The 25918-nt window shown below is 64.4% G+C and carries 22 protein-coding genes; 16 read left to right on the forward strand and 6 right to left on the reverse strand.

All coding sequences use genetic code 11. The annotated features are described in order from the left end of the window. Positions 1–15: 15 nt before the first annotated feature. From CDV46_RS08125 to CDV46_RS08165, 9 genes are all read left to right on the forward strand, one after another. Positions 16–912, forward strand: a complete 897-nt coding sequence (locus CDV46_RS08125; RefSeq protein WP_087722273.1) for a class II aldolase/adducin family protein — start codon at positions 16–18, stop codon at positions 910–912. 71 nt (positions 913–983) lie between these two features. Beyond that, positions 984–2027 carry an ABC transporter substrate-binding protein gene (locus tag CDV46_RS08130; protein ID WP_087686582.1) on the forward strand — a complete coding sequence of 348 codons (1044 nt, stop codon included), beginning with the start codon at positions 984–986 and terminating at the stop codon, positions 2025–2027. Positions 2028–2033: 6 nt separating this feature from the next. Continuing rightward, positions 2034–3194, forward strand: a complete 1161-nt coding sequence (locus tag CDV46_RS08135; protein WP_254915966.1) for an ABC transporter permease — start codon at positions 2034–2036, stop codon at positions 3192–3194. Further along, entirely contained in the window at positions 3188–4060 is an 873-nt protein-coding gene (locus CDV46_RS08140) for an ABC transporter ATP-binding protein (RefSeq protein WP_087722274.1), read from the forward strand. The genes CDV46_RS08135 and CDV46_RS08140 overlap by 7 nt, the downstream gene beginning before the upstream one ends. A 69-nt stretch (positions 4061–4129) precedes the next feature. Then, positions 4130–5431, forward strand: a complete 1302-nt coding sequence (locus CDV46_RS08145; protein WP_087722275.1) for a c-type cytochrome — start codon at positions 4130–4132, stop codon at positions 5429–5431. Positions 5432–5495: 64 nt separating this feature from the next. Beyond that, positions 5496–6464, forward strand: a complete 969-nt coding sequence (locus CDV46_RS08150; RefSeq protein WP_087686579.1) for an ABC transporter substrate-binding protein — start codon at positions 5496–5498, stop codon at positions 6462–6464. Positions 6465–6668: 204 nt separating this feature from the next. Continuing rightward, positions 6669–8201: an MFS transporter gene (locus CDV46_RS08155; RefSeq protein WP_087722276.1), complete on the forward strand. Its 1533-nt coding sequence runs from the start codon at positions 6669–6671 to the stop codon at positions 8199–8201. Positions 8202–8279: 78 nt separating this feature from the next. Then, positions 8280–8915, forward strand: a complete 636-nt coding sequence (locus CDV46_RS08160) for a LysE family translocator (protein WP_087722277.1) — start codon at positions 8280–8282, stop codon at positions 8913–8915. An 86-nt stretch (positions 8916–9001) separates the two neighbouring features. Continuing rightward, a complete protein-coding gene (locus tag CDV46_RS08165) occupies positions 9002–9235 on the forward strand; it encodes a DUF3820 family protein (RefSeq protein ID WP_058377699.1) in 234 nt (77 codons plus the stop codon). On the opposite strand, the gene CDV46_RS08170 is transcribed toward CDV46_RS08165, so the two are convergent. From CDV46_RS08170 to CDV46_RS08180, 3 genes are all read right to left on the reverse strand, one after another. Further along, a complete protein-coding gene (locus tag CDV46_RS08170) occupies positions 9218–10783 on the reverse strand; it encodes an amidase (protein ID WP_087722278.1) in 1566 nt (521 codons plus the stop codon). The genes CDV46_RS08165 and CDV46_RS08170 overlap by 18 nt on opposite strands. Before the next feature lie 140 nt (positions 10784–10923). Beyond that, complete coding sequence (locus tag CDV46_RS08175; RefSeq protein WP_087722279.1) at positions 10924–11739, reverse strand: substrate-binding domain-containing protein; 816 nt, start codon at positions 11737–11739, stop codon at positions 10924–10926. A 114-nt stretch (positions 11740–11853) separates the two neighbouring features. Then, positions 11854–13176: an MFS transporter gene (locus tag CDV46_RS08180; protein WP_058377698.1), complete on the reverse strand. Its 1323-nt coding sequence runs from the start codon at positions 13174–13176 to the stop codon at positions 11854–11856. A gap of 330 nt (positions 13177–13506) precedes the next feature. On the opposite strand from CDV46_RS08180, the gene CDV46_RS08185 reads away from it, so the two are divergent. Beyond that, the gene (locus CDV46_RS08185; RefSeq protein WP_087722317.1) at positions 13507–14430 is read left to right on the forward strand and encodes a LysR family transcriptional regulator; all 924 of its coding nucleotides are present in this window, start codon (positions 13507–13509) and stop codon (positions 14428–14430) included. 134 nt (positions 14431–14564) lie between these two features. Beyond that, positions 14565–14996, forward strand: a complete 432-nt coding sequence (locus CDV46_RS08190; RefSeq protein WP_058377697.1) for a hypothetical protein — start codon at positions 14565–14567, stop codon at positions 14994–14996. Positions 14997–15483: 487 nt separating this feature from the next. On the opposite strand, the gene CDV46_RS08195 is transcribed toward CDV46_RS08190, so the two are convergent. Both CDV46_RS08195 and CDV46_RS08200 read right to left on the reverse strand, forming a co-directional pair. Further along, positions 15484–16671 (reverse strand): alpha-hydroxy acid oxidase, encoded by a 1188-nt coding sequence (locus CDV46_RS08195; RefSeq protein ID WP_087722280.1) that lies wholly within the window; start codon positions 16669–16671, stop codon positions 15484–15486. Between the two features lie 227 nt (positions 16672–16898). Beyond that, complete coding sequence (locus CDV46_RS08200) at positions 16899–17372, reverse strand: Lrp/AsnC family transcriptional regulator (RefSeq protein WP_058377695.1); 474 nt, start codon at positions 17370–17372, stop codon at positions 16899–16901. A gap of 311 nt (positions 17373–17683) precedes the next feature. Between CDV46_RS08200 and CDV46_RS08205 the strand changes: the two genes are divergently transcribed. Both CDV46_RS08205 and CDV46_RS08210 read left to right on the forward strand, forming a co-directional pair. After that, positions 17684–18772, forward strand: a complete 1089-nt coding sequence (locus CDV46_RS08205; protein ID WP_254915967.1) for a porin — start codon at positions 17684–17686, stop codon at positions 18770–18772. 214 nt (positions 18773–18986) lie between these two features. After that, positions 18987–20435 (forward strand): amino acid permease, encoded by a 1449-nt coding sequence (locus CDV46_RS08210; RefSeq protein ID WP_176399034.1) that lies wholly within the window; start codon positions 18987–18989, stop codon positions 20433–20435. 48 nt (positions 20436–20483) lie between these two features. Here CDV46_RS08210 and CDV46_RS08215 read toward each other — a convergent pair whose 3' ends face one another. Then, positions 20484–21233 (reverse strand): CerR family C-terminal domain-containing protein, encoded by a 750-nt coding sequence (locus tag CDV46_RS08215; protein ID WP_087686571.1) that lies wholly within the window; start codon positions 21231–21233, stop codon positions 20484–20486. A 102-nt stretch (positions 21234–21335) separates the two neighbouring features. Between CDV46_RS08215 and CDV46_RS08220 the strand changes: the two genes are divergently transcribed. The 3 genes from CDV46_RS08220 to CDV46_RS08230 all read left to right on the forward strand — a co-directional run bounded on the left by CDV46_RS08220 (position 21336) and on the right by CDV46_RS08230 (position 25814). Continuing rightward, positions 21336–22685: an HlyD family secretion protein gene (locus CDV46_RS08220; RefSeq protein WP_087722282.1), complete on the forward strand. Its 1350-nt coding sequence runs from the start codon at positions 21336–21338 to the stop codon at positions 22683–22685. A gap of 193 nt (positions 22686–22878) precedes the next feature. Further along, positions 22879–24372: an MDR family MFS transporter gene (locus CDV46_RS08225; protein WP_087722318.1), complete on the forward strand. Its 1494-nt coding sequence runs from the start codon at positions 22879–22881 to the stop codon at positions 24370–24372. A 2-nt stretch (positions 24373–24374) separates the two neighbouring features. Further along, positions 24375–25814 carry an efflux transporter outer membrane subunit gene (locus tag CDV46_RS08230; protein ID WP_087722283.1) on the forward strand — a complete coding sequence of 480 codons (1440 nt, stop codon included), beginning with the start codon at positions 24375–24377 and terminating at the stop codon, positions 25812–25814. Positions 25815–25918: the final 104 nt, after the last annotated feature.

Consider the following 25918-nt stretch of genomic DNA (forward strand, 5'->3'; position numbering starts at 1 on the left):
CCCAAGGAAAACACCATGGCCGCCGTTCTTCCCGTCAATACCACCGCCTTTGCCCGCAACGATGACGTTGCCGGTCACGCCCCCCACCCCACACACACCACGCCCACGGGGCTGGTGCTCAACGCCGCGCCGCAACAGCGTTTCTGGTTCGATGCCCCGCCCGTGCGCAGCGACGTGCTCGCCGAGCGCCGCCATCGCCAGACACGGCTGGCCGCCGCTTTCCGCATCTTCGCGCGTCACGGCTTCGATCTCGGCCTCGCCGGGCATATCACCGCGCGTGACCCCGAGTTGACCGACCACTTCTGGGTCAATCCGCTCGGCGTGCATTTCTCTCGCATCAAGGTCTCCGACCTGCTGCTGGTGAATTCGAAAGGCGAGACGGTCATCGGCGACCGCCCGCTGAACAAGGCGGCGTTTGCGATTCACGCGGCCATTCACGAAGCGCATCCGCACCTCGTCGCCGCCGCGCACACGCACTCGACCTACGGCAAAGCGTGGTCGACGCTGGGCCGTGCGCTCGATCCGCTCACGCAAGACTCGTGCGGCTTCTTCGAGGACCACGCATTGTTCGACGACTTCACCGGCATGGTGGTCGACGACAGCGAAGGGCAACGTATCGCCCACGCACTGAACAAGCCCGACGGCAGCGGCACGGTGAAAGGCGTGATTCTCAAGAACCACGGCATTCTCACCGCCGGTCCGACCGTGGAAGCCACCGCCTGGTGGTACATCGCGCTGGAGAACGCCGCCCACACGCAGTTGCTCGCCGAAGCCGCCGGTACGCCGCAGCCCATCGATGAGGCCACCGCACGTCATACGCACAGTCAGGTCGGCGGCCCCGAGGGCGCGCTGTATTCCTTCGAGAGCCTGTTCGAAGGGCTCGTCGAAGCGGAGCCCGATCTGCTCGACTGATTGGCTCGACTGATCCGTCGCATCGAAACCAGTTCAGACCACCATCAAAAACAAACAGGGGAATCGTCGTCATGAAGTTTCTGGAAAAGGGGAATACCGCGCCGTCGTCAGTGATCGATAACGTGCAGACGGGGCGCCGCAAGGTGTTGCGAGCCGGGGGGGCCGTGGCCCTTGCGGCGCCGGCGTTGCTGCTCGGGCGCAAGGCATGGTCGCAGAAGCGCAAGCTCACGTTCGCGTGGAACCAGAACTCGTTCTGCCTGACGCCGATCGTGGCAGCGCAGGAGCGGGGCTTCTTCGAGAAGAACGGGCTTCAGGTCGATCTCATCAACTACAGCGGCTCGACCGACCAGTTGCTCGAATCGATTGCCACCGGCAAGGCCGACGCTGCCGTCGGCATGATTCACCGCTGGCTGAAGCCACTCGAAGCCGGATTCGACGTGAAGATCATCGGCAGCTCGCACGGCGGTTGCGTGCGGTTGCTGGGCTCGAAGGCCGCCGGCATCACGTCGCTTGAATCGCTCAAGGGCAAGACGGTCGGCGTGTCCGATCTCGCCGCCCCGGGCAAGCACTTCTTCCAGATCCTGCTCTCGAAACACGGCATCGATGCCGAGCGCGACATCACGTGGCGCCAGTACCCGGCCGACCTGCTGGGCGTGGCCGTCGACAAAGGCGAGATTCAAGCGATCGCCGACGGCGACCCGAACCTCTATCTGCTGGAAAAGCGCACCAACGGCGCGTATGTCGAACTCGCGACCAACCTCACCGGCGAATACGCACGCAAGGTCTGCTGCGTGATCGGCGCACGCGGTGAACTGGTGCGCAACGACCGCGCGGCGGCGAGTGCGCTCGCACGCTCGATCGTGCAGGCGACCGAATTCGTCAACGAGAACCCGAACGAGGCCGCCAAGATTTTCGCCAAGTACTCGCCGAAGATCAGCCCGGAGGACCTGCGCAAGCTCTACGCCACGCTCACTTACTCGCACCATCCGACCGGTGTCGATCTGCGCGACGAGATCGCGTTCTTCGCCGACGACTTCCGCCGTATCGGCGTACTCAAGAAATCGACCGATCCGCAGAAACTGGCGCAGCACGTCTACGCCAATGTCTTGGGGTAAAACACCATGAGTGCCATTCTCGACAATGCCGCATTGCGTGCCGCCAGCCCTGCCGGGGCACTTGAGCTGGCCGAACAGGCCGACGGCCCCGCGCTGCGCGAACGCACCGTGTATGCCACTGGGGCAGTCGGTTCGTCCGGTGCCATTGCCAACGCGTTTGACGACACGAGTCTCGATCAACTCTTTGCCGCACCCCGCACGCCGCCCCTGTGGGGTGTCGGCTTCGTTGCAGCACTCGCGTGGGCCGCGTTTGGCGCGATCACGCTGCGTTGGCCCAACAAGGTCGTCGGCTTCTCCGACTGGGCCTTCACCGACGAGTTGGGGGTTGTTGCCTTGGTGGTCGCCGCGGCGCTGGCGGTGTTGTCGGTGGCAGGACGCACGACGTCCCCCCTGCTGCGTCTGCGCGAAGCGCTGACCGGCAGCGGCCCGTGGCTCGTGGCCATCGCCGTCGTCCTCGCGGGCTGGGAGATCCTCACGGCGAAGACAGCCTCGCTGCCCACGCCGTTCTTTGCCCCGCCGCAAGCGCTCATCGAGGTCTACACCGAAGACTGGCAACGGCTGGGCGACAGCGCGCTCAATACCCTCCGGCTGCTGGGCCTCGGTTTCGGCTTCGGTGCAGTAGCGGGCTTTCTGACCGGCGTGTCGATCGGCTGGTCGCGCGCCATCGGCTACTGGGTGCATCCGGTGCTGCGCGTGCTCGGCCCGGTACCGGCCACCGCACTGCTGCCTCTGACGTTCTACTTCTTCCCGTCGAGCTATTCCGCTGCGGCGTTCCTGATTGCGCTGTCGACGGCGTTTCCTGTCGCCGTGCTCACATGGTCCGGCGTGGCCAGCGTGAACAAGAGCTACTACGACGTGGCGCGCACGCTCGGCGCGTCCGACGTGTTTCTCGTGCTGCGCGTGGCCATTCCTGCGGCGCTCCCCAACGTTTTCGTCGGCCTGTTCATGGGGCTGGGTGCGTCGTTCTCGGTGCTGGTAACGGCCGAGATGATGGGTGTGAAGTCCGGCCTCGGCTGGTATCTCACGTGGGCGCAAGGCTGGGCCTCTTACGTGAACATGTACGCCGCACTGATCGTCATGGCGCTGCTGTTCTCGGGTGTCATCACCCTGCTCTTCACCGTTCGCGACCGCGCGCTGGCGTGGCAGAAAGGAACCGTCAAATGGTAAGCACGGCCATCTCCCCTACGTCGTCCGATACGGCTCGCCACGATTCGGCAGCGGCGCTGCTCGCGTCGACGGAAGCCGCGACGCCTGCCGGTCAGGCAGCCGCCAACAACACTGGCGCGCAGATCGATATTCGCGGCGTGAGTCATTGGTTTGGCACACGACAGGCGCCACTGCAAGTGCTCGACGGCGTCGACCTGAGCGTGGCACCCGGCGAGTTCGTTGCATTGCTCGGCCCCAGTGGCTGCGGCAAATCCACCTTGCTGCGGCTGGTCGCCGGTCTGGAGACAGCGACGCGCGGCACGATCACGCAGGACGGCACGGCGATTACGCGCCCCGATCCGTCGCGCATCGTCGTGTTTCAGGACCCGACGCTCTATCCGTGGCGGCGTGTGCGCGATAACGTCGCGCTCGGTCTGCAAGCGCGCGGCGTGCTGTCACGCGAACGCGACCGCGTCGACGCGGCACTCGCGCGCGTGGGGTTGTCGGAGTTCGCAGACGCGTTCCCCCATCAACTCTCCGGTGGCATGGCGCAGCGCGTGGCATTGGCCCGTGCGCTCGTGAACGATCCGCGTCTGCTCGTGCTCGACGAACCGCTCGGCAAGCTCGATTCGCTCACCCGGCTGGCGATGCAAAGCGAACTCGTGGAACTGTGGCAGCGCGCGGGGTTCTCGTCGCTGCTCGTCACGCACGATGTGGAAGAAGCCATCTTCCTCGCACAGCGCGTGGTCATCTTCAGTCCGCGCCCCGCGCGCATCGTTGCCGAACTGCGCGTCGATCTGCCCTACCCGCGCCATCGTGGCGATGCCCGCATCACCGAATTGCGTCATGAGGCGCTGCGACATCTGGGGCTCGATGCAAGCTGGTAATACTTTGACCGGTGCGCCGACAGGCGCGCCGACGAGCTCGCTGAAGGGCGCGCCACTGGAGCGCGCCCGATGACACTGCCTCCGACACACGTCTGGCTCAACGCGCTTCTGTTCGGCCTGCAATCCGTGCAAGCCGCGTTGTTGTGGGCGCTGCATGCACTCGGCATCGCGGGTGAGACGCATGGGGCACCCGCGTGGCCATGGGGCTCACGCATCGCGGGCGAAAACCTCATCATCGACGTTGCGCTGGCCCGCCAGTTTGCATGGACGCTGGCCGCGCTGGCCTTCGCCATCGCCTGCGTGCTGATCGCGATCTTTTGGCGGCGTGCGCGCCGTTGGCTGATCGCGGCAGCGATCGCCTCGCTGGTATTCGCCCCTTGGCCATCGTCTTCGCTGTGGCTTACGGCGGCGGTACCGGCCAGCTTCCATACCAACCCGAGCGGGTTCACCGTCGAGAGCATTGCGCGGGGCGCGCAAGTCTATGCGGCGCAATGCGCGGCATGTCATGGCGCGGACGGTCGCGGCGAGGGACCACAGGCGGCAGCACTGCGGCGCTGGCCGCCCACCATGGCCAGCGCCCTGCTCAGCCGTCGCGCCGACGGCGAGTTGTTCTGGCATGTGCTTTACGGCATGCGCGACGACGCTGGCGTAACGATGCCCGGCTTTACCGGCCGCCTGAGCGACAAGGAAATCTGGGCCGCGCTCGATTACATGCGCGTGCTGTCGGCATCGGCGGGCATGGCGGCGGGCGGTAGCTGGCCGGTGCCGATCGCGTTGCCCGCGTTGACGGTGACGTGCGGCGATGCGCCCGCGCGAAGCCTCTCGCAATGGCGTGGCACGCAAAGGGTGCGCGTGGTGGCCGTCGATACGCGGCATCCTGCGCCGTTCGAAGATCCTCGCTTTCTGACACTGCTGATCCGTCGCGATGAGACGGCCGTGTTCGATACCCGGCTGCGCGCGCTGCCGGGCGCGGCAGCCGGAGTACGGCGTGTCTCGGCGCCGCTTGCCGATGGGCTTCGCGCAACGGCACGGCCCGCCATCGCGACGACCGTCGCGTCGACCACGACAACCCTTGGCGCGCGCGCCGATTGCTTTGCCGATTCTCCCGAGGCATGGCCCGTCTTTGCGCAGATCGCCGGGACAACGCCGGCCGAGCTCGCCGGCACCGAATGGCTGGCCGACCGCGACGGCTGGCTGCGCGCGCTCGCCCCGGCGGGCAAGCGCGGCTGGGCCGACGGCGGCCTGCTGTGCACCACCTCATCCGTCGGCGCATTGCTCACATCGCCCGCCGCCCCCGACCCGCTGAGCGCCACGTTGCGCCAGATGGACAACGAGCCGGTGCGCTTCATCAAAGGCGGCTTCGTGCATTGATCACGAGACCGCCTTGTCTGACCGTCCAACCACCGATATCCCTCCAACAAGACAGGTTTTCCTCATGACGATTTCCCGCCGCAGGTTTCTTCAATACGTCACGACGTCGAGCGCCGCCGGTGCGCTCACCACGCTTGCGCTGCCGGGCTCGGCAATGGCCCAATCGGGCCGCCCGCTGCTGAAGGCTGGCGATCAGAAAGGCGGGCTGCGCGCACTGCTCGAAGCGGCGGACGAACTCAAGCAGTTGCCCTACGACATTCAATGGTCGGAATTCCCTGCCGCCGCACCGCTTGCCGAAGCGCTCAACGCGGGGGCGGTCGACTGTGGCCCGATCGGCGACGCACCGGTCATCTTTGCGCTGGCCGCCGGTGCTGCGATCAAGATCATCGGCGCCAATCGTTCCGATGCCTACGGTACGGCCCTCATCGTGCAGCCCGATTCGCCGCTGCGCACTGCCGCCGATCTCAAGGGCAAGAACATCGGCACGACACGCGGGTCCATCGGTCACTTCGTGTCGCTCAAGGCAATCACGGCAGCCGGGCTCAAACCAACCGACGTGAATTTCCGTTTTCTGCCGCCCGCCGACACCATCACCGCGCTGGCCAGCGGCTCGGTCGATGCTTGGGCCACGTGGGAGCCTTACACCGCCGTCGCGGAAACGACGGGGCGCGGGCGCGTGCTCGTCAATGGACGGGGGTTGTGGTCGGGACTGAGCTATCTCGCGGCCACCGACTCGGCGCTCGCCGCGAAGCGCGAGGTGTTGCGCGACTTCCTTTCGCGCGTGGTGCGCGCACAGGTCTGGTCGTACCAGCACGTGGATGCGTTCTCGGCAGCCATGGCGCGCATCATCGGCATTCCCCCCGAAGCCGCGCGCTTGCAGTTTTCTCGCCGTGCGACCAAGTGGCGCAACATCGACGACGCGCTCGTCGCCGAGCAGCAGCGCACTGCCGACTTCTACGCGCAGGTCGGGTTGCTGCGACAGCCGCTCGACGTGAAACCGACCTACGACCGAAGCTTTCCGATTTCGGCGTAAGCGACAGGACTCGCCCGGCCCCGGCACGTCCGCTGTCCGGGGCGGGCGAACGTCGCCTCAGCTTGGCACCCCGGGCAGCACGACACCACGGCACCGCCGCGTCGATACACGTCTCGATTGCGTAGAAGAATTCCATTGACCGACGGTCAGTCGATTTATTAAGATGAGAACCATTCTCAATTTATCGACCACCGGGATGTCACCATGCAACCCTCTCGCCGCCGCGCATTAGTCTGTGCGGCCTACCTCGGCACGTTCCTCGCGTCGCTCGACATCAGCATCGTCAACGTGGCGCTGCCCACGCTCCAACTCCGTCTGCACACCGACATGGCGGGCCTGCAATGGGTCGTCAATGCCTACGCCATTGCCATCTCGGCGTTCATGCTGAGTGCCGGGCCGCTCGGCGATCGCTACGGCCACAAGCCCGTGTGGAGCGCGAGCGTCGCGCTCTTTACACTCGGCTCGGCGGTCTGCGCCTGTGCCGACACCCTCGCCCCGCTGCTGGTTGGCCGCACGATTCAGGGCGTGGCCGGTGCCTTGCTGATCCCCAGCGCGATGCCGATTCTCACGCATGCGTTTCCGGACCCGCGCGAGCGAGCACGCGTCATCGGCGGCTGGTCAGCATTCAGTGCGCTCGCGCTGATTCTCGGGCCGTTGCTGGGTGGCCTGCTCGTCGAACACTTTGGCTGGCAGAGCATCTTTCTCGTGAACGAGCCGCTGGGCCTCATTGCGCTGGCGCTCGGTATCTGGGGCATTCCGTCGCGCGAGCGCAACCCTCACGGCGTGTTCGACCCGGCTGGGCAATTGCTAAGCGTGATCTGTCTGGGCGCGTTGACGTACGGGTTGATTCAACTTGGCGAACCCGACACCCCGCGCGAATCTCTGGCCGTCGTCTTCGCCATCGCCGTCGTCACCTTCATCGCATTCGTGTGGGTCGAGCGGCGCGTGGCGCGTCCGCTGCTGCCGATGGCGTTGTTGCGCGACCCACGTATGCGGGTGGCCAATACCGCCTCGTTCGCACTGGGCTTCGCGGGGTATAGCAGTCTGTTCTTCCTCTCGCTGTTTCTACAGCAGGCACAAGGCCACACGCCTGCGGCAACCGGCTGGCAGTTGATGCCTCAGTTTCTGATGATGGGGGTGACGTCGCTGCTCTTCGGCCGTATCGCCCATCGTGTCGCCCTGCCCCTGCTGATGGTCGCAGGCTATGGCGCGATCGGGCTAACGATGTGTGCCATGGCCGCCTTTACCCCCGACACGCCGTTCTGGATCGTCGGCACGTCGTTTGCCGTGCTCGGCCTCGGCATGGGACTCGCGGTGCCCGCCACCGGCATGACGGTCATGGGGCTCGCGCCTGCCGAGTGCACCGGCATGGCCTCCGCGACGATGAACGCGTTGCGCCAGACCGGCATGACGATGGGCATTGCGCTGCTCGGCAGCGTGATGAGCCTGCGCGCCATGCAGGGGCTCGCCGGGGCGGCACAGGCCCACGGCGCCGCCGATGCCCCGGGACTGGCGCGGTTGGCCGTCACAGCTCACCTGATGGACATTCAGCTCGACTGGTTGCCGCAGGCTTACCGTGTCGCCATGACACAAGGGTTCGCGCTGGCCATGATCGGCGGCGGCCTGACGTGCGTGGTTATGGCGGGCGTGTTGTTTCGCTATCGTCACCATGCCCCCGATGCATCGTCCGGCGACGGCAACCACGGGCGTCTCGCAACTGGCTCGGTGGGAGATTGACGAACTGTCTATGGCATCGCAAAGCGCGGGCGTCGACACTGCGAAGACTCCCCCGATCAACGACGCACGAGGCGCGCGATGGCCGACGTCACTTTGCTTTCCGCCAATCTGTTGGTGGCTTACACGGCTTATTTCGTCGGCACGGCGAGCCCCGGGCCCAGCAATCTGGCGATCATGTCCATCGCTGCGAATCATGGCCGCAAGCCGGCGCTTACGTTTGCGCTCGGCGTCATCTCGGGATCGATGTTCTGGGCGACGGTCGCCATGCTCGGCGTGTCGGCAGCCTTGATCGCCTACTCGCAGTTTCTCGTCGCGCTCAAGATTTTCGGCGGCGTGTATCTGCTGTGGCTCGCGTTCAAGTCGGGCCGTACTGCCCTCAATCCCTCATCCCGCAAGGCCGCCGTATCGGCTGACGGCGAGCCGCTGCGGAAGGTCTACCTGCGCGGCGCGCTGTTGCATTTGACGAACCCGAAGGCCGTGTTGAGCTGGGTGTCGATCGTGGCGTTGTCGTCATCGCATGACGGCGTGGTGCAGCCGGCCATCTTGCCGGGATGCATCAGTATCAGCGTGACAGTGTTCTGCGGCTACGCGCTGCTGTTTTCGACGCAGACGGCGCGGCACCTGTATCTGCGGCTGCGCCGCTGGCTCGATGGCGGACTCGCGGTGGTCTTCGGCGTGGCCGGGTGGCGATTGCTGCTGACAGCGCGTGCGTGACATCGGTGTCGCGTGTGACTGTGTTTGACGGTGTGTGATAGCGTGACGCTTTCTGCGACCTCCGGGCGCTCACGCGATTTGCTCAAATGATCGATTTCGACACCGACGCACTGCTGCGGCTCGTCACCACGCCGATGCCTTACGGCAAGCACAAGGGCACGATGATTGCCGACCTGCCCGCCAACTATCTGAGCTGGTTTGCCCGCGAAGGCTTTCCCACGGGCGAGATCGGCCGCCTGCTCGCGCTGATGTACGAGATCGATCACAACGCGCTCGGCGATTTGCTGAAACCCCTTAAAGCATCACGCGGTCCGGCCTGAGGCCAGCATCGCGGGCGGGAACCGGCGCACCCACTGCGTGCACTGCTCGTGCGCATGGGCCAGTTGCAGCACGGCAAGATCCGCCTGCGCCGGGCCGATGATCTGCAAGCCCATCGGCAACCCGCGTGCATCGAAACCGACCGGCACGCTGATCGCCGGCAAGCCGGCCAGCGTCGGGCCGATCACCACTTCCATCCAGCGGTGATAGGTGTCCATCGGCTTGCCCGCCACCGATGCCGGCCAATGCGTTTGCGCTTCAAACGGGAAGACCTGTGCCGAGGGCAGCAGCAGAAAGTCGTAGCGCTCGAACAGCCGGGCGAGCGACCGGTACCACTCGCTGCGGTCAATCGAGGCGCGGAACACATCTGCGGCACGCAGGTGTTCGCCACCGGCCACTTCCCATTGCGCTTCGGGTTTGAGTTTGCCGCGGCGCGCCGGGTCGGCATACATCTCACCGAGCGAACCGTTGACGAGCCAGTGACGCAGCGTGAGCCACGTCTGCCACAGACGATCCATCGAAAAGCCGGGCGCGCACGCTTCGACCTCACAGCCCATCGCCGTAAAGTCGCGCAGTGACGCTTCGCACAGCGCCATCACGCCGTCTTCCATCGGCAGATAGCCACCGTAGTCACCCAGCCACCCCAGACGCAAGCCCTTCACGTCGCGATGCAGCGCACCCGCGAACTGTGCCGGGTCATGGGCATGCGCCAGCGAAAGCGGGCTGCGCGCGTCATAACCGGCCTGCGTAGCGAGGAGCCGCGCAACGTCGGCGACGGTACGCCCCATCGGTCCCTCAGTGCTCAGTTGCTGGACGAAAATCTCCGGCACCGGGCCATACGGCACACGCCCCTGCGACGGACGAAAGCCATACACGTTGCCGAACGCCGCCGGGTTACGCAACGACCCCATCATGTCGCTGCCATCGGCCACCGGCAGCATGCGCATGGCGAGTGCGCTGGCCGCACCACCGCTGCTGCCCCCTGCGATTCGGCTTGTGTCGTAAGCGTTGAGTGTGGTGCCGAACACCGGGTTGTAACTGTGTGAGCCGAGCCCGAACTCCGAGACATTGGTCTTGCCGATGAAGATCGCGCCCGCTGCGCGCAGACGCGACACGCTGATGCTGTCTTGTGTGTCGGGGCCGGTCGACGTGAGCGGCGAGCCTTTGCGTGTGGGCAAGCCTGCGCACGATGCGAGATCCTTCACCGCCTGCGGCATGCCGTGCATCCAGCCGAGATACTCACCTTGCGCCAGTTGCCGGTCGCGCTCATCGGCTTCGCGCAGCAATGTGTCGGCGTCGCGCAACGAGACGATGGCGTTGACGGCTGCGTTGTGTTGCGCGATGTGCGCGAGGTACGCCTGCATGACTTCGCGACACGACACGCGGCGCGTGCGGATCGCGTCGGACAACGCCAGCGCGTCGAGCGCGACGATATCGTCGAGGCGTTCTGCGGCGTAGGTAGCGTGCGGGGAATTTACGGCGGCAGCGGCGGAGGCGGCCGCTTGTGAATCGACGGCTGCCGGGGTCGGCACGTTCGGCACAGAGGCCATTTGTCTCTCTCCTTGGCGGGGCGTCGCTCTGTCGGCGACGCCGTTGTCTGACACGTCATTGTCGGTCAAACCCGCCACGGATGCCGAGAGGAAAAATTTCGTTCCCGGCATCAGGACTTCGTTCGTGCGTCAGTGGTTGGTCAGTGGGTGAGCGGATCCAGCCCGGTCGACTCGACGTCATGCGCCGCAGCGGGGGCGGCCATGAACATCAGCATCTTCTTCGCCTCGTCCGGATGCGGTGCATTCACCGGCACACCGCCTGCGAAGCGCGTCACCGATTGCAGCGACTCGGGAATCTTGCCCGCAAACGCGATGCCCTTGACCGGCAGCAACTCGCTCACTTGCTGCAAGCCCACGGCATAGTCGCCTGCGGCCACTTTCTCGGCGACCGGCGTCTTCTGCACCATCACGGCCTTGCCGCGCATCTGATCCGCGATGCCCAGCTTGCTGAACAACTCGCGCTCGACATACACACCGCTCGCGCTATCGGAATACGCGACCGACTTGGCCGCCAGCAGCACGGCTTTCAGTTTTTCCGGCGTGCTGACATCGGGCACCACCTCGCCTGCTTTCACGACGACACCGATGCGCGAATCCGCCAGTTCGACGCGCGAATCGGCGCGTACCTTGCCTGCCTTGATCAGATCGTCGAGCGCGTAGCCGACCATGATGACGGCATCGGCCGATTCCCCGCGCGCCAGACGGTTGGGAATGGCCTCGGGTGCCTTGCCCATCGACGGACCCCACGCCGTGTCGACGTGATCGCCCGTGGCCGCTTCGAACTTCGGCAGCAACGCCTTGTAGGCCGCGGTGAAGCCACCGGAATTCATCACGCGCAGGTCTTCTGCGCTGGCAGACGTGGCACCGAGTGCAGTGGCCAGCAACAGACCGGCGCCAATGGCGCTCAGCAAACGTCGGGGCGTGCGCGTACGCGCCTTGGGGGTCAGGGCATTCATGAGTTGTCTCGCTCGATGGTGTTTTTCTGGGGGGATGCCTGCGTCAAGACCGACGAGGCAGAGAAAGCAGAGAAGGCGGGAAGCAGGCAGATGCGCATGTTTCCCGCCTCGCGATCAGTTGGCCGTGCGCAGATCGGTGCGCGTCTGACCTTGACCGCCCGTGCGGCCGCGATACAGCGCGAGCGTCGCGCAGATCGCACACAGCGCCGCAAAACTCATCCAGTAGCCGGGGGCAGCCTTGTCGCCGGTGGCGTGAATCAAGTACGTCGACAGGGCCGGCGTGAAGCCGCCGAACAGTGCCGTTGCGATGCTGTACGCCAGCGAGAAGCCGGCCACGCGCACGTCGGGCGGCATGACTTCGGTCAGCGCCGGAATCATTGCGCCGTTGTACATGCCGTACAGGAACGACAGCCACAGCAGGGCGATCAGCATGCGCGAGAAGCTCGGTGCCTGCACCAGGAACGACAGCACCGGGTAAGCGGTGACAAGCGTGAGGCCCGCGAACAGCAGCAACACCGGGCGGCGGCCGATACGGTCGGACAACGTACCGCCGATCGGCAGCCAGATGAAGTTCGACACGCCCACGCAAAGCGTCACCAGCAGCGCATCGGTGCTCGACAGGTGCAGCACGCTCTTGCCGAAGGTCGGCGCGTAGACGGTGATCAGGTAGAACGCGGTGGTCGTGAGCGCCACGAGCATCGCGCCGCCAATCACCACACCGGCGTTGGCGGCCATCGAGCGGAAGACTTCGCCGACCGACGGATGACGCTTGCGTTGCTTGAACTCGTCGCTTTCCTGAAGCGAGCGGCGCAGCGCAAAGATGACCGGCACGATCATGCAACCGACGAAGAACGGCAGACGCCAGCCCCACTCGCCAATCTGCTGCGCCGTGAGCGTCAGCGACAGGATGAACCCGAGCGCCGCCGAGACGACGATGGCCACCTGCTGGCTGGCCGACTGCCAGCTCGTGTAGAAGCCCTTGCGGCCCGGTGTGGCGATTTCTGCCAGATAGACGGACACGCCGCCGAGCTCAGCGCCGGCCGAGAAGCCCTGCAACAGACGGCCGATCAGCACCAGCACCGGCGCAGCCATGCCGATGGTGGCGTAACCCGGCACGAAGGCGATGAGGATCGTGCCGCTCGCCATGATGCCGAGCGTGGTGACGAGTCCCTTGCGGCGGCCGACGTTGTCGATATACGCACCGAGAATGATGGCGCCGAGCGGTCGCATCAGGAAGCCCGCGCCGAACACGGCGAAGGTCAGCATGAGCGAAGCGAATTCACTGTCTGTCGGGAAGAAGACGCGCGAAATCTGGGTGGCGTAGAAACCGAACAGGAAGAAGTCGAATTGTTCGAGGAAATTGCCGGCGGTGACGCGCAGTACTGCGCCGGCTTTCGAGGGTCGACGCGAAATCGCGTCTTGGGGGCGCTGTGGCATGCGCTGTCTCCGTGTTGCCTGCGGCCCGGGGGGTCGGTCCGCAAAAATCGTCGCATTGCTGCGCCTCTGCCAGGGGACGTGTCGAGACCGTCATGGGCGCTTTTTTGAAGCCGCCAATGTTGCGCCGTAAGTTCCTCCCTTGTGAATTGCAAGTTTTGGAAAGATTGATGCGCATACGCTATCAATCGTAGGATGCTGATGCACCGACCGAGCGGTAACAAGGTAGACTCGCGGCGCCCCGTGCCGCGCGCGTTTTCGGCGCGTTTTACTGGTTGCAACAACATAACCGAACACCCCGTCAGCGACACGTTTTTCCTCCCCCCGAACGTCATGGCGATCAACTTCGATCTGAACGATCTGCAAGCCTTTCGCGCCGTCGCGCAGCTATCCAGCTTCCGGCGCGCGGCCGAGTCCATCCATCTCTCCCAGCCGGCACTATCGCGCCGTATCGACAAGCTCGAGGACGCGCTGGGTGTGAAGCTCTTCGAGCGCAGCACGCGGCGGGTCGCCCTCACGAATGTGGGACGCGCGTTTGCCCGCGATGCGGAGCGGATTCTGGCCGATCTCGATAACGCGCTGCTGGGCATTCGCGATGTGGCGTCGACGAGCCTTGGGCACGTGACGATTGCCTGCGTGCCGTCGGCGGCCTACTACTTCATGCCGCAGGTGATTTCGCGGTATCACAAGGCGTTTCCGCGTATTCGAATTTCGGTGCTGGATGCGAGCGCCAATGAAGTGCTGGCGGCGGTGGTCAATGGCGACGCCGACTTCGGGCTCAATTTCATCGGGTCGCAAGAGCCGAACATCGAGTTCAAGCTGCTGTTGCAGGAGCGCTATGTGGCTGCGTGCCGGCGCGATCATCCGCTGGCGGGAAAGAAGCGTGTGACGTGGCGCGAGCTTTACGAGTACGACTACATCACGGTCGGCAAGGTGTCGGGCAACCGGCTGTTGCTGGATCAGGCGCTGACGGGGTTGCCGCAACGCCCGCCCAGCATCTGCGAGACGCAGCATGTGACGACCATGCTCGGACTGGTGGAAGCGGGACTCGGGGTGGCGGCGGTGCCCACGATGGCCATGCCGGGCAGCGAGCATCCGCTGCTAACCAGCGTGCCGCTGATCGACCCGGTGGTCACGCGCCGCATGGGCATGATTCGCAGCAAGGGCCGGCCACTCTCGCCGGCGGCGGAACAGCTCTACCGGTATGTGGCGGAGATGAAGGTGACGTCGCGCCGGAAAGCGGAGCCGCCGCTATAACTAAACGACGCGAAGATCACGCGCCGATACACTTTGTTACCCGTCTTACGAAAGAGGAAACATTGAGGTGCGGGCAGTGCGGCGAGGGCTCCTTATACTTGGCTGCGCGATTAACCCGAATCTATACGAGCCTCATGTTCAAGCGAATTCTTCCGATGGTGGTGCTGGCCGCACTGGCCGCAACCACCTCCCTGACGGCCACGGCCGGTGATATGAACAATGCCCTCGGCGGTGCGCTGGGCGGTGTGGCCGGTGCGGCCGTGGGCGGTGCGCTCGGCGGCAGCACGGGCGCCGTCGTGGGTGGCGCGGTCGGCGGCGGTGCCGGTGGTGCGATCACGTCGAACCGTCGCGAACGCACGGGCGCCATTCTTGGTGGCGCACTGGGCGGCGGCGCCGGCACGGCAGCCGGCAATGCCATGGGCGGCCAGTCCGGCGGCCTGATCGGCGCAGCGCTGGGCGGCGGTGCCGGTGCGGCACTCGGCGGCAACATGTCGCGCTCGAACTCCTACGACGACGATTATCGCCACGGCAAGCGCCGCGGCCATCACAAGCACTATCGTCATTGATTGGTGCGGATGCCGGTGGTATCGGCTAGCGGATGACGAAAAGCCCTGCGAGCGGATCGCAGGGCTTTTTTGTTGGTGGGTCAGGTCACGACAACTAACGTGACGGTTGCTTGCCCAGTGTTCGGGCAGGACGGCTCTGGAAGCGGTCGTTTCGCGTAAAACACCAATGCAGCCTCAAGCGCTTCGCGTGCCTGCACATGCGCGTCAGCCTCGTCATCAGCAACGGTAATTGCTTCGGGCACGTCCGGAAACCTCACCAGTAAGGTGCCATTTGTGTCTCGTTCAAGCGTAAAGGGATAGGTCGACATAGTCCGCCACAGGATACGAAGTGTTGAGGGATGAACGCCGCATCATCGCCTCGCGTGGAGCCAGATTGAAGGTCAACGGTCCGTTATCGGAAAGACCCTAGCTTTTCAATGAAAAAAGCCGCAGCGGATTCGCTGCGGCTTTCCATGCCGGTACCCAACGTCGAACCAGCAATCCCCCCTTACGTCCTGCCCGGCTCCGGAAGATACGGACCGAGACCCGTGGGGTAGCTGCCCGGCAGGAGCATCGAGGGATCGAGACGGTCGACGGTCGTGCGGCCCGTCAGTGCCATCGTCACGTCCATTTCCTTCGCCATCACTTCCAGCGCACGGCGCACGCCGGCTTCGCCCATCGCCCCTAGTCCATACAGGAACGGACGGCCGATCAGCGTGCCCTTCGCGCCCAACGCCACCGCCTTGATGACGTCCTGCCCCGAGCGGATGCCACCGTCGAGCCAGACCTCCGTGTCGCGCCCCACCGCCGCGACGATGTCGGGCAACGCGCGAATCGTCGACATCGTGCCGTCCAACTGACGCCCGCCATGATTGCTCACGACGATGGCGTCCGCACCAGTGTCGCGTGCCGCACGCGCATCTTCGGGATCGAGCACGCCCTTCAAGATCAACTTGCCGCCCCAGCGCTTCTTGATCCACTCGACGTCGTCCCACGACAAACACGGGTCGAACTGCGCCGCCGACCATGCCGCCAGCGAGCCGATGTCGTCAACACCCTTCGCATGGCCGACGATGTTGCCGAACGTCCGGCGCTTCGTCCCCAGCATGCCCATGCACCAGCGCGGCTTGGTCATCATGTTGACGATGTTCGGCAACGTGAGCTTGGGCGGCGCCGACAGACCGTTCTTGATATCGCGATGGCGCTGCCCGCTGATCTGCAAATCCATCGTCACCATCAGCGCCGAACACCCCGCCGCCTTCGCGCGGTCGATCAGGCGCTCGATGAAGTCGCGATCGCGCATCACGTACAACTGGAACCAGAACGGCGCCTTGGTATGTGCCGCAACATCCTCGATCGAACAGATCGACACCGTCGAGAGCGTGAACGGCACGCCGAATGCCTCGGCAGCACGCGCCGCCAAAATTTCGCCGTCGGCATGCTGCATGCCTGTCATGCCGGTCGGCGCCAGAGCCACCGGCATCGCCACGTCGGTGCCCAACATCGTCGTGCGCGTGCTGCGGTGCTCGATGTTGACCGCCACCCGCTGGCGAAAACCGATCGCGCCGAAGTCTTCCGCGTTGGCGCGGTAGGTCGACTCGGTCCACGACCCCGAATCGACATACTCGTAGAACATGCGCGGTACGCGCCGCTGAGCGAGAACCCGCAAGTCCTCGATGGTGGTGATCACTGCCATGCTGCGTCTCTTTGGTTTTTGATAGTGCCGATTCAAAGACCGGCATCGGTTGTCGGTAATTCGACTCAATTCAAATCAACTCGCGATGATATTCGACGAGTGATACAAAGAGCCTCTTCCGCTTGAAAAACCTGTATCACCGATTGAGAATCGACTGAGAATCACCTGAGAAGCGACTGAAAATCGATTATTGCGAGAATTACAGGTAGTTAATATCTTCTATTGTTTTATTTCTGCTTGACGAGATCGACAAGCGACTGCGTGTTCTTGATTGTCTTGAGCACGATGTTCGATTGAATCGACATCACAGCCGGCGCCCGGTATAGCTCATTGACGATGAAGTCCGAATAATGCGCGAGGTTACGGGCTCTTACCGTCAAGATGTAATTGGCTGATCCGGTGACAATTCGTGCGGTCACGACTTCAGGCCAGTTCTGCACGCAAGCCAGAAACTTTTCATGCCACTGATCGACGTCCGGACGCAATGTGATTTGCACTAGCGCTTCGAACTCCAGACCGATATGCTGTGCGTCCACGATACAGCGGTATCCGGAAATCACGCCCCGGTCTTCAAGTAATTTGACCCGGCGCAGGCACGCTGAAGGCGATAAACCGACGGCATCGGCCAGCTCCTGGTTGGAGATACGGCCATTGAGTTCCAGATGGCGCAGGATGCGCAGATCGGCAAGGTCAAGGTTCATTGGCAGAATCCATCAAGTTTTCCGGGATTTTGGCAGATCCTTCGACGTCCCGCCAGTTGCTCGGCATAAATAGCAAGCAAATTCAAATTTTGCATTGATATGATAGCCCTCGGCTTTCAGCCGGGAGGCTGCATTGTTTGCGCCGGACATCGGGGGATTGCTCGCGTTGCGCAACCACCCAAGGCACCAAAAGTGCAGTTCCGGTTGTCGCCGTTGTCGTGCCAAAAAGAGTCCGCCGTCTCCTATATCGGAAGGAGAAGCGGGCCAGTTTCGACAATTAGCTGATGTCTACAAGACTAAAAAGGAGACCCATGAAGTCTGCAATTCCGGCCAGCCTGGCCATTGTGACGGCCGCTTGCGGCCTGGCTTTCAGCACTACCGCCGCCGCCCAAAGCTCGGTCACCCTCTACGGGATCGTCGACCAGAGCGTTCGCTACCAGACCAACGCCAATGCCAATAACGATGCCCTCTGGCAAGTGACCAACGGCGCCGTGACCAACAGCCGTTTCGGCTTCAAGGGCACGGAAGACCTCGGTGGCGGCCTCAAGGCGATCTTCCAGTTGGAATCGGGTATCAACCCGCAGAACGGTACGCTCGCCAACAGCCCGCGCCTGTTCGATCGTTATGCCTTCGTCGGCCTGCAAAACCAGTACGGCACCATCAAGATCGGTCGTCAGGCTACCGAGGCGTTCAACGTCTATGGTGACTTCGACCCGCTCACGATCGGCAACTACGCAAACAACTCGTGGATGTACAACATCACGCGCGGTCGCGTCGATAATGCCGTCAGCTACGCCGGTACGTTCGGGGGGCTGTCGGTCGGTGCGACCTACGGCTTCGGCAACACCGCCGGCACGATGGCCGCCAGCAATTACTGGGGTGCGCGTGCCGCCTACGCGATGGGCCCGTTCCAGCTCGCCGGCGTGTATCAGCAAGCCCGCGACGCGAGCAAGCGCGTGCAGCAGATGTGGGGCTTGGGTGGTATCTACAGCGTCTCGATCGCCAAGGTGTTCGTCGGCTACATGGGCGGTCGCGACCGCAGCGGCTGGCTCGACGGTACGCTCAACGATCCGTCGCAAACCGTCGCCACGGGCAACCTGAACGACAACCCGCGCAAGGACATGACGTTCTATCTCGGCACGACCATTCAGGCCATGCCGAACCTCGCGATCACGGGCGCCGCCTACTTCGACGACATCAAGAACATCAACGCGCAGGCAGGCGATGCCGGTTCGGGCCGTCGTTACACGTACGTGCTGCTCGCCGAGTACGCGCTGTCCAAACGCACGCAGGTCTACGGCACGGTCGATTACAACAAGGTCAGCGGCGCCGCACGCGTCGAACTGCCGGGTAACTCGACGCAAGTGGGCGTGGGCACGGGTATTCGCCACATCTTCTGATGTCGCCTTACCTGCACCAGCCGCACCAGCTACGCTGGTCTTAGTTCCATCTTTTGCAGTGGTTTGACCCGTCCCGGCTTCGGCCGGGGCGGTGGGGTCCGGTCGCGCCGTTTTTGAGTTGCGTTCGTCAGTCAGGCGCGAACGGGCAATAACAAGCAATGCGGTTTTCATGCGGGTGCCGCCCTGATGCCGACGGCGCCCCAAGAGGTGTGCCATGTCGCGTTCTCCCCTGCCCCCGTCTCCCCGTAACTTCTCTCACATCACGCGCCGCGAACAAGGTTTGCGACGCTCGCTCACCGCCAGCCAGATGGCCATGATCGCCATCGGTGGCGCCATCGGCACCGGGCTCTTCCTCGGCAGCGGCTTCGCCATCGGCTTTGCGGGCCCAAGCGTACTGCTCTCCTACGGTATTGGCGCGCTCATCGCGCTGATGCTCATGGGCTGCTTGGCCGAGATGACCGTCGCGCATCCGACGTCCGGCTCGTTCGGCGCGTATGCCGAGCACTACATCGGGCCGTGGGCCGGATTTCTGGTGCGCTATGCCTACTGGTCGTGCATCGTGCTCGCCGTTGGCACAGAAGTGAGCGCCATCGCCGTGTACATGAAGTACTGGTTCCCGCAGGTGCCGGGCTGGTACTGGGTGGCCGGCTTTTCCGCTGCGCTGGTGCTCGTGAACGCCATGTCGGTGAACTTGTTCGGCGCGATCGAATACGGCTTCTCGCTCATCAAGATTGCGGCCATCGTCGCGTTCATCATGATCGGCGCTTACGTGGTGTTCATCGCACCGGGCTCGGTGGTGAACGCCGATCACTCGCCGGCCGGCTTCGCGAACTACACGGCACACGGCGGTTTCTTCCCGAAAGGCCTGTGGGGCATGTGGGTCGCGGTGATCATCTCGATCTTCAGCTATCTGTCCATCGAGATGATTGCAGTCGCCGCCGGTGAAGCCGAAAACCCGGAGCGTGCGGTCACGCGCGCATTCCGCTCGACGGTCGTGCGTCTCGTGCTGTTTTATCTGCTCACGCTGGCGCTCATGCTCGCCATCGTGCCGTGGACGGCCGCCGGTCACGACGAAAGCCCGTTCGTGAAAGTGATGCAGGCCATCAACATTCCGGGCGCGGCGGGGGTCATCAACTTCGTGGTGCTGATTGCCGCGCTCTCGTCGATGAACAGCCAGCTCTACATCACCACGCGCATGATGTTCTCGCTCTCGCGTGCCGGCTATGCGCCCGCGCGCTTCGGCGAAGTGAACAAGCGCGGTGTGCCGCTCGCCGCACTGATGCTCTCGACGGTGGGTATCGCGCTCGCCACGCTGGTGAACTTCCTGTACCCCGAGTCGTCGTTCACGTTCATGATGGCGATCTCGATGTTCGGCGCCATGCTCACGTGGATGATGATCTTCGTCACGCATTTCTTCTTCCGCCGGGCATGGCAGCGCGGCGATCATCCGCGTCTCGCGTTTCGGATGTGGGGCTTTCCGTGGCTCACGCTGCTGGGTGCGGCGCTCATGGCCGCCGTCATGGTGACCACGCTCTTTACCGGCGTGTTTCGCATGACGCTGCTCTTCGGCGTGCCGTTCGTGGCCGTGGTGCTGCTGGTGTATTTCCTCTGGTATCGCAAGCGCGATGGCGAGGGAGACGTTCACGCCGTCACGCAGCAATGAACAATTGAATGAAACAAGGGGTGCCGTCCGGCACCCCTGGCGATGGCATTACTTCGATGCCTTGCGCCGTTTGACGAGCAACTCCAGCATGTCGCGGGTTTGCTCCACCACGACCGCGCGAATCCGGCGATTGCGTTCGGGGTCTTCATCGGACCACCCCATCGAGCAATTGACGGAGCGGCCCATCACCCGGAACGCCATCCCCGTGGTGCTGATACACACGGCGCGCATCAGCGTGAGTTCGTCATCCGTCGACGTGCCGCAAAGGCGCGCCACGATCCCGCCGGTCACCGCCGCGATGCGTTGCGACAAGCGCTCGTGAAACATCTTGAAGCCGACGTCCGGGCCGAGTCCCGCCTGTTCGCGGGCCATGAACATGTGCCAGCCGTCGATCTGCGGCACGTCTTCGAGAAAGCCGGCCTTGCGGTCCTGCAACGCACAGAACGCGTCGATGAGGCGCACATCGCCCGCCGTCAGGTCGGCCAGCACGGCCTCGGCCGCCATCACGGCTTCGCCCACCTGCTTCCATACCACCTCGACGATGTACTCGACGCACGCCGTGTACACGCCTTCCTTGTTATCGAAGTAGTACTGCAACGCCGGGGCGTTCACGCCGGCCTCGTTGGCAATGTCGCGCGTCGATGCGCCCGCAAAACCGTGCTCGCCGAAACATTTGATCGCCGCCAGGATGATGCGCGCGCGCGTTTCCTCGCCACGCTGGTATCCCGTGTCGACCGCGTGTCGCGGGCGGGCTGCCGCGCGTGGTGCGCGTTGTGTCTGCGGTGATGTCCGTGCCATGAATCTCCTTGCTTCCCAAAACTTTCGTCAAAAATATAACACTTGACATAATTCGATCAACTGGAATAATTCTGCCAATTGGAATAATTTAGGAGTTTTCCGATGTCTACCGCAGCGCAGGCCCGACTCGAAACGTCGGCACAGTCGATCGATACGGCCACGCGTCAGCCCGAAGAGGCCAAGACAGCGCCCGGCACCGCGGCCCCGTCCGCCACGCCGGATGGCGCGAATCGCCCCGCCCAGAAAGCCCCCGGCAACCCCCGTCGCAAAAAGCTCGCCATCGGCGCGGGCGTGCTGGCGTTGATCGCCGCCGTCGGCTGGGGCACGCAGTGGTGGTTCGTCGGCCGCTTTATCGAATCGACCGACGACGCCTATCTGCAAGCCGACAGCATGACCGTCGCCCCGAAAGTCGGCGGTTACGTGACCGAAGTGCTGGTTCGCGACAACGAGACCGTCACGCTCGGCCAGCCGCTGGTCAAACTCGACGGCCGTCAGTATCAGGCCGCTTACGACGAAGCGCAGGCGACGGTCGCGGCCCGCGAAGCGGATGTCGCCCGTGCACAGGCCGAACTGGGCCAGCATGCCGCCAACATTGCGCAGACGCGCGCCGAGCTGGAAAGCGCCCGGGCCAATGCCGCGTACTCGGCCGGACAGGTCAAGCGCTACGCGCCGCTCGTCGCCACGGGAGCAGAAACGGATGAACGGCTCGCCGAGCTGCGCAACGCCAGCACGCGCGCCGACGCCACGCTCAAGAGCAACGAAGCCAGCGTAGACGCGAGCGTGCGCCAGACCGATACGCTCAACGCCGCGCTCGCGCAGGCCAAAGCGCAGTTGTCGGTGGCGCAGGCCAGTGCACGCAAAGCCGAACTCGATCTCGCCGATACGGTGGTCAAGAGCACGCTGGCCGGTCGCGTGGGAGATCGCACGGTGCGCGTCGGGCAGTTCGCCCAGCCGGGGACTCGCCTGCTCACCGTGGTGCCGGTGCAGAACGTCTATCTGACGGCGAACTTCAAGGAAACGCAGGTCGGCCACATGCGCCCGGGCCAGCCGGTGACGGTGCACGTCGATGCACTGCCCGGCGAGCCGATTCACGGGGTGGTCGATTCGCTCTCGCCGGGCACGGGCGCGCAGTTCGCGCTGCTACCGGCGCAGAACGCGACCGGCAACTTCACGAAGATCGTGCAGCGCGTGCCGGTGCGCATTCGACTGGACGTGCCCGAGTCGCTGCGCACGGTCCTGCTGCCCGGCTTGTCGGTGACGGCGGACGTGGACACGCACGCGCGTAAGGAAGCGGCACCTGCGAAGCCCGCACAGGCGGCATTGCCGGGTCAGTCGATCGCACCGTTGGCGCTGAGCGCACCGCTGAACAGCACCGTCGGCCCCGCGACCAACGCCAACGCCAATGCTCGCGCTACGCCGGGGAGCAACAGCACCGGAGTGCAACGTGGCTGAAGCACACACGCTCCCCGCCCCGGCCGGCTCGCCGGGCGCGTCGGGCGCGCTTTCGCGTGATGAAGCGCGCAGCGTCGTCGCCGCAGGCACCGGCGGCGGTGGCAGCGGTGGCGGCCGTAGCAGCGCAAGTGCAGCGGCCGCTGCGCCCCGCAACGCCTCGGCGTCTGACTGGATCGCCGTCGCGGCCGGTGCGATGGGCGCCTTGCTCGCCACGCTCGACATCTCGATTACCAACTCGGCGCTGCCGCAGATTCAAGGCCAGATCGGCGCCTCGGGCACCGAAGGCACTTGGATCTCGACCGGCTACCTGATGTCGGAAATCGTCATGATTCCGCTCGCGGCGTGGCTCACGCGCGTGCTGGGTCTGCGCCGCTTCCTGACGCTCAATGCGGTGTTCTTCACCATCTTCTCGATGATGTGCGGCATCTCCAGCAGCCTTCCGGAGATGGTGATCGGGCGCATCGGTCAGGGCTTCGCCGGTGGCGCGATGATTCCGACCGCGCAGATGATCATTCGCACTCGCCTGCCACGTCATCAGATGGCGGTCGGGATGGCGATGTTCGGGCTGATCGTGCTGCTCGGGCCGTTGCTCGGTCCGGTAGTCGGCGGCTGGCTCACCGAAAACGCGAACTGGCGCTGGTGTTTCTTCCTGAATCTGCCGATCTCGGTGGCCATCGTCTCGCTGCTCATGCTCGGCCTCAAACGCGAGCCGACCAATCTGCATGCGTTCGTCAAAGCCGACTGGCTCGGCATTGTCGGCCTGACCATCGGCCTGAGTTCGCTCACGGTGGTGCTCGAAGAAGGGCAGCGCGAGCGGTGGTTCGACTCGCACATGATTATCTGGCTGTCGATTCTGTCGGCCGTGGGTATCGGCATGATGCTCGTGGCGCAGTTCACGGCAGAGAAACCCATCGTGAAGCTCTCGCTGCTGCGTAACAAGAACTACGCGAGCGTGATCTACATCGTGTTCACGGTGGGCGCGGGGCTTTACGGAGTGTCGTATCTGCTGCCGCAGTTTCTCGCGACGATTGCGGGTTACAACGCGCAACAGTCCGGCAACATCATGCTGCTCTCGGGGCTGCCCGCGTTTCTGATGATGCCGTTCCTGCCACGGCTCATCAGCCGCGTGGATATCCGGTTCCTCGTGATTGTCGGGCTGCTGTGTTTCTTCGCCAGTTGCATGCTCGACATCGACCTGACGGCGCAGAGCGTGGGACATGACTTCACGGTGTCGCAGTTGCTGCGCGGCGTGGGGCAGATGCTCGCGATGATGCCGCTCAATCAGGCGTCGATGGCCGCCGTGGAGGCGCAGGACGCGGGCGACGCGGCCGGGCTCTACAACATGGCGCGCAATCTTGGCGGCTCGGTGGGCCTGGCCCTGCTCGGCACACTGATCGACCGCCGCACCGATTATCACGACGCCATGCTGCGCGAGACGATCACTGCCAACAGTTCGCTCGGACAGGAACATCTGGCAGCGAACGCGGCCGGCTTCTTTGCGCAGACGGGCGATATGGCCCACGCGCAGTTACAGGCCACGGCGCAACTCGCCGCCCAGATAGCGCAGCAAGCCAGTGTGATGACGTTTTCCGAGACCTTCTATGCGCTGGGCATTGCGCTGCTGTTATGCGTGCCGCTTGCCCTGCTGCTCAAGCAACCCGCGGGTTTCAGCTCCGGCGGGCACTGATCATGACTCTTTATTTGCGAACCTTGGCCGTTGCTTCGGCGCTTCTCGTTGCGGGCTGCACCGTCGGCCCCGATTACCATGGCGCGCCCGACGTGGCCGGCGATGCCATGCGCACGGGCACCTATCCGCATGCGGGCAGCGGTGTCGAAGCGCATACGCCCGGCGTGGCACGCTGGTGGACGGCGCTCGACGATGCGCAACTCACCGCCCTCATCGACGACGCCATCGCGCACAGTCCTGACATTCGCGCAGCACAGGCCAAAGTGCGCCAGTCGCGCGCCAGCCTGCGCAGTCACGAGGCCGATCTGCTGCCGAAGGGCACGGTGGATGTGACGATGCTGCGCACACGCTCTCCCGATTTGAGCCTGCTCGGCGGGAATGGGGGCAGCGGCTCAAGCGGGCGTGGTCCGCTCGATCTGTATATCGCGGGCTTCGATGCCAGTTGGGAAGTCGATCTGTTTGGCGGCACGCGCCGGGCCGTGGAAGCAGCGAGCGCCGACGCCGATGCGGCGTCGGAAGATCTCGCCGACGCACACGTGCAGTTGGCCGCCGAGGTCGCGCAGACCTACGTCGCGTTGCGCGATCAGCAGGCACGTCTGGCACTGGTGCGCGACTCCGCGCAGCTTGAAGGCGAGATGCTGGACCTCACGCGCCAGCGGCGTGCCGGTGGCGTGGCGTCGGAACTTGATGTGGAACGTCTGGTGACGCAGGTGGAGCAGACGCAGTCGCGTGTGTTGCCGCTGGAGGCGGACGTCATCGAATCGCTCGATCAGTTGGCGCTGCTGACGGGCCGTGCGCCGGGCGCGCTCGACGCGGAGTTCAAGGCGCCCAAGGCGTTGCCGACGGTGCCCGCGAAGGTGGCGATCGGCGACCCGACGGCGCTGTTGCAGGCACGTCCGGATATTCGTGCGGCGGAGCGGCGTCTGGCATCGCAGAACGCGCAGATCGGCGTGCAGACCGCCAACTGGTTCCCGAAGCTTTCGATCATGGGTGAACTGGGCTATTCGGCCCTCGACCCGGGTCATCTCGTGCGCAAGGAGAACTTCAGTTGGATGGCGCTGCCGCGTCTGCAATGGAATGTGCTCGACTTCGGCCGCGTGCAGGCCGGTGTCGACGGTGCGAAGGCCGGACGAGATCAGGCGCAGGCGAAGTACGAAAGTGCCGTGCTGACGGCGCTACGCGACGCCGATGTGGCGCTCACGCGTTACGGACACCAGCGCGAGAACGTCTACCGGCTGCGCAGTGTGGAGGCTTCGGCAACGCGCGCCGCAACGCTCACGCGTCAACGCTATCGCGCCGGCACGGCAAGCACACTCGACTGGCTCGACGCCGAGCGCACGCGCTTCTCCGCCGAACAAGACCGCATCGCCGGCGACGCGCAACTGCTCAAGTCGTTCGTTACGCTGCAAAAGGCGCTGGGGTTGGGGTGGCAGGTGGGGTAAAACACGGCAAATCGGCGCACGCATCGAGCCGTAGGGGATGTTCAATTTTCTTGTTCAAGAAAATTGAACATCTCGAAAAATTGAACATGCGCAAACGCACTACC

The sequence above is a fragment of the Pandoraea sp. PE-S2T-3 genome (assembly GCF_002179965.1).
GTDB lineage: Bacteria > Pseudomonadota > Gammaproteobacteria > Burkholderiales > Burkholderiaceae > Pandoraea.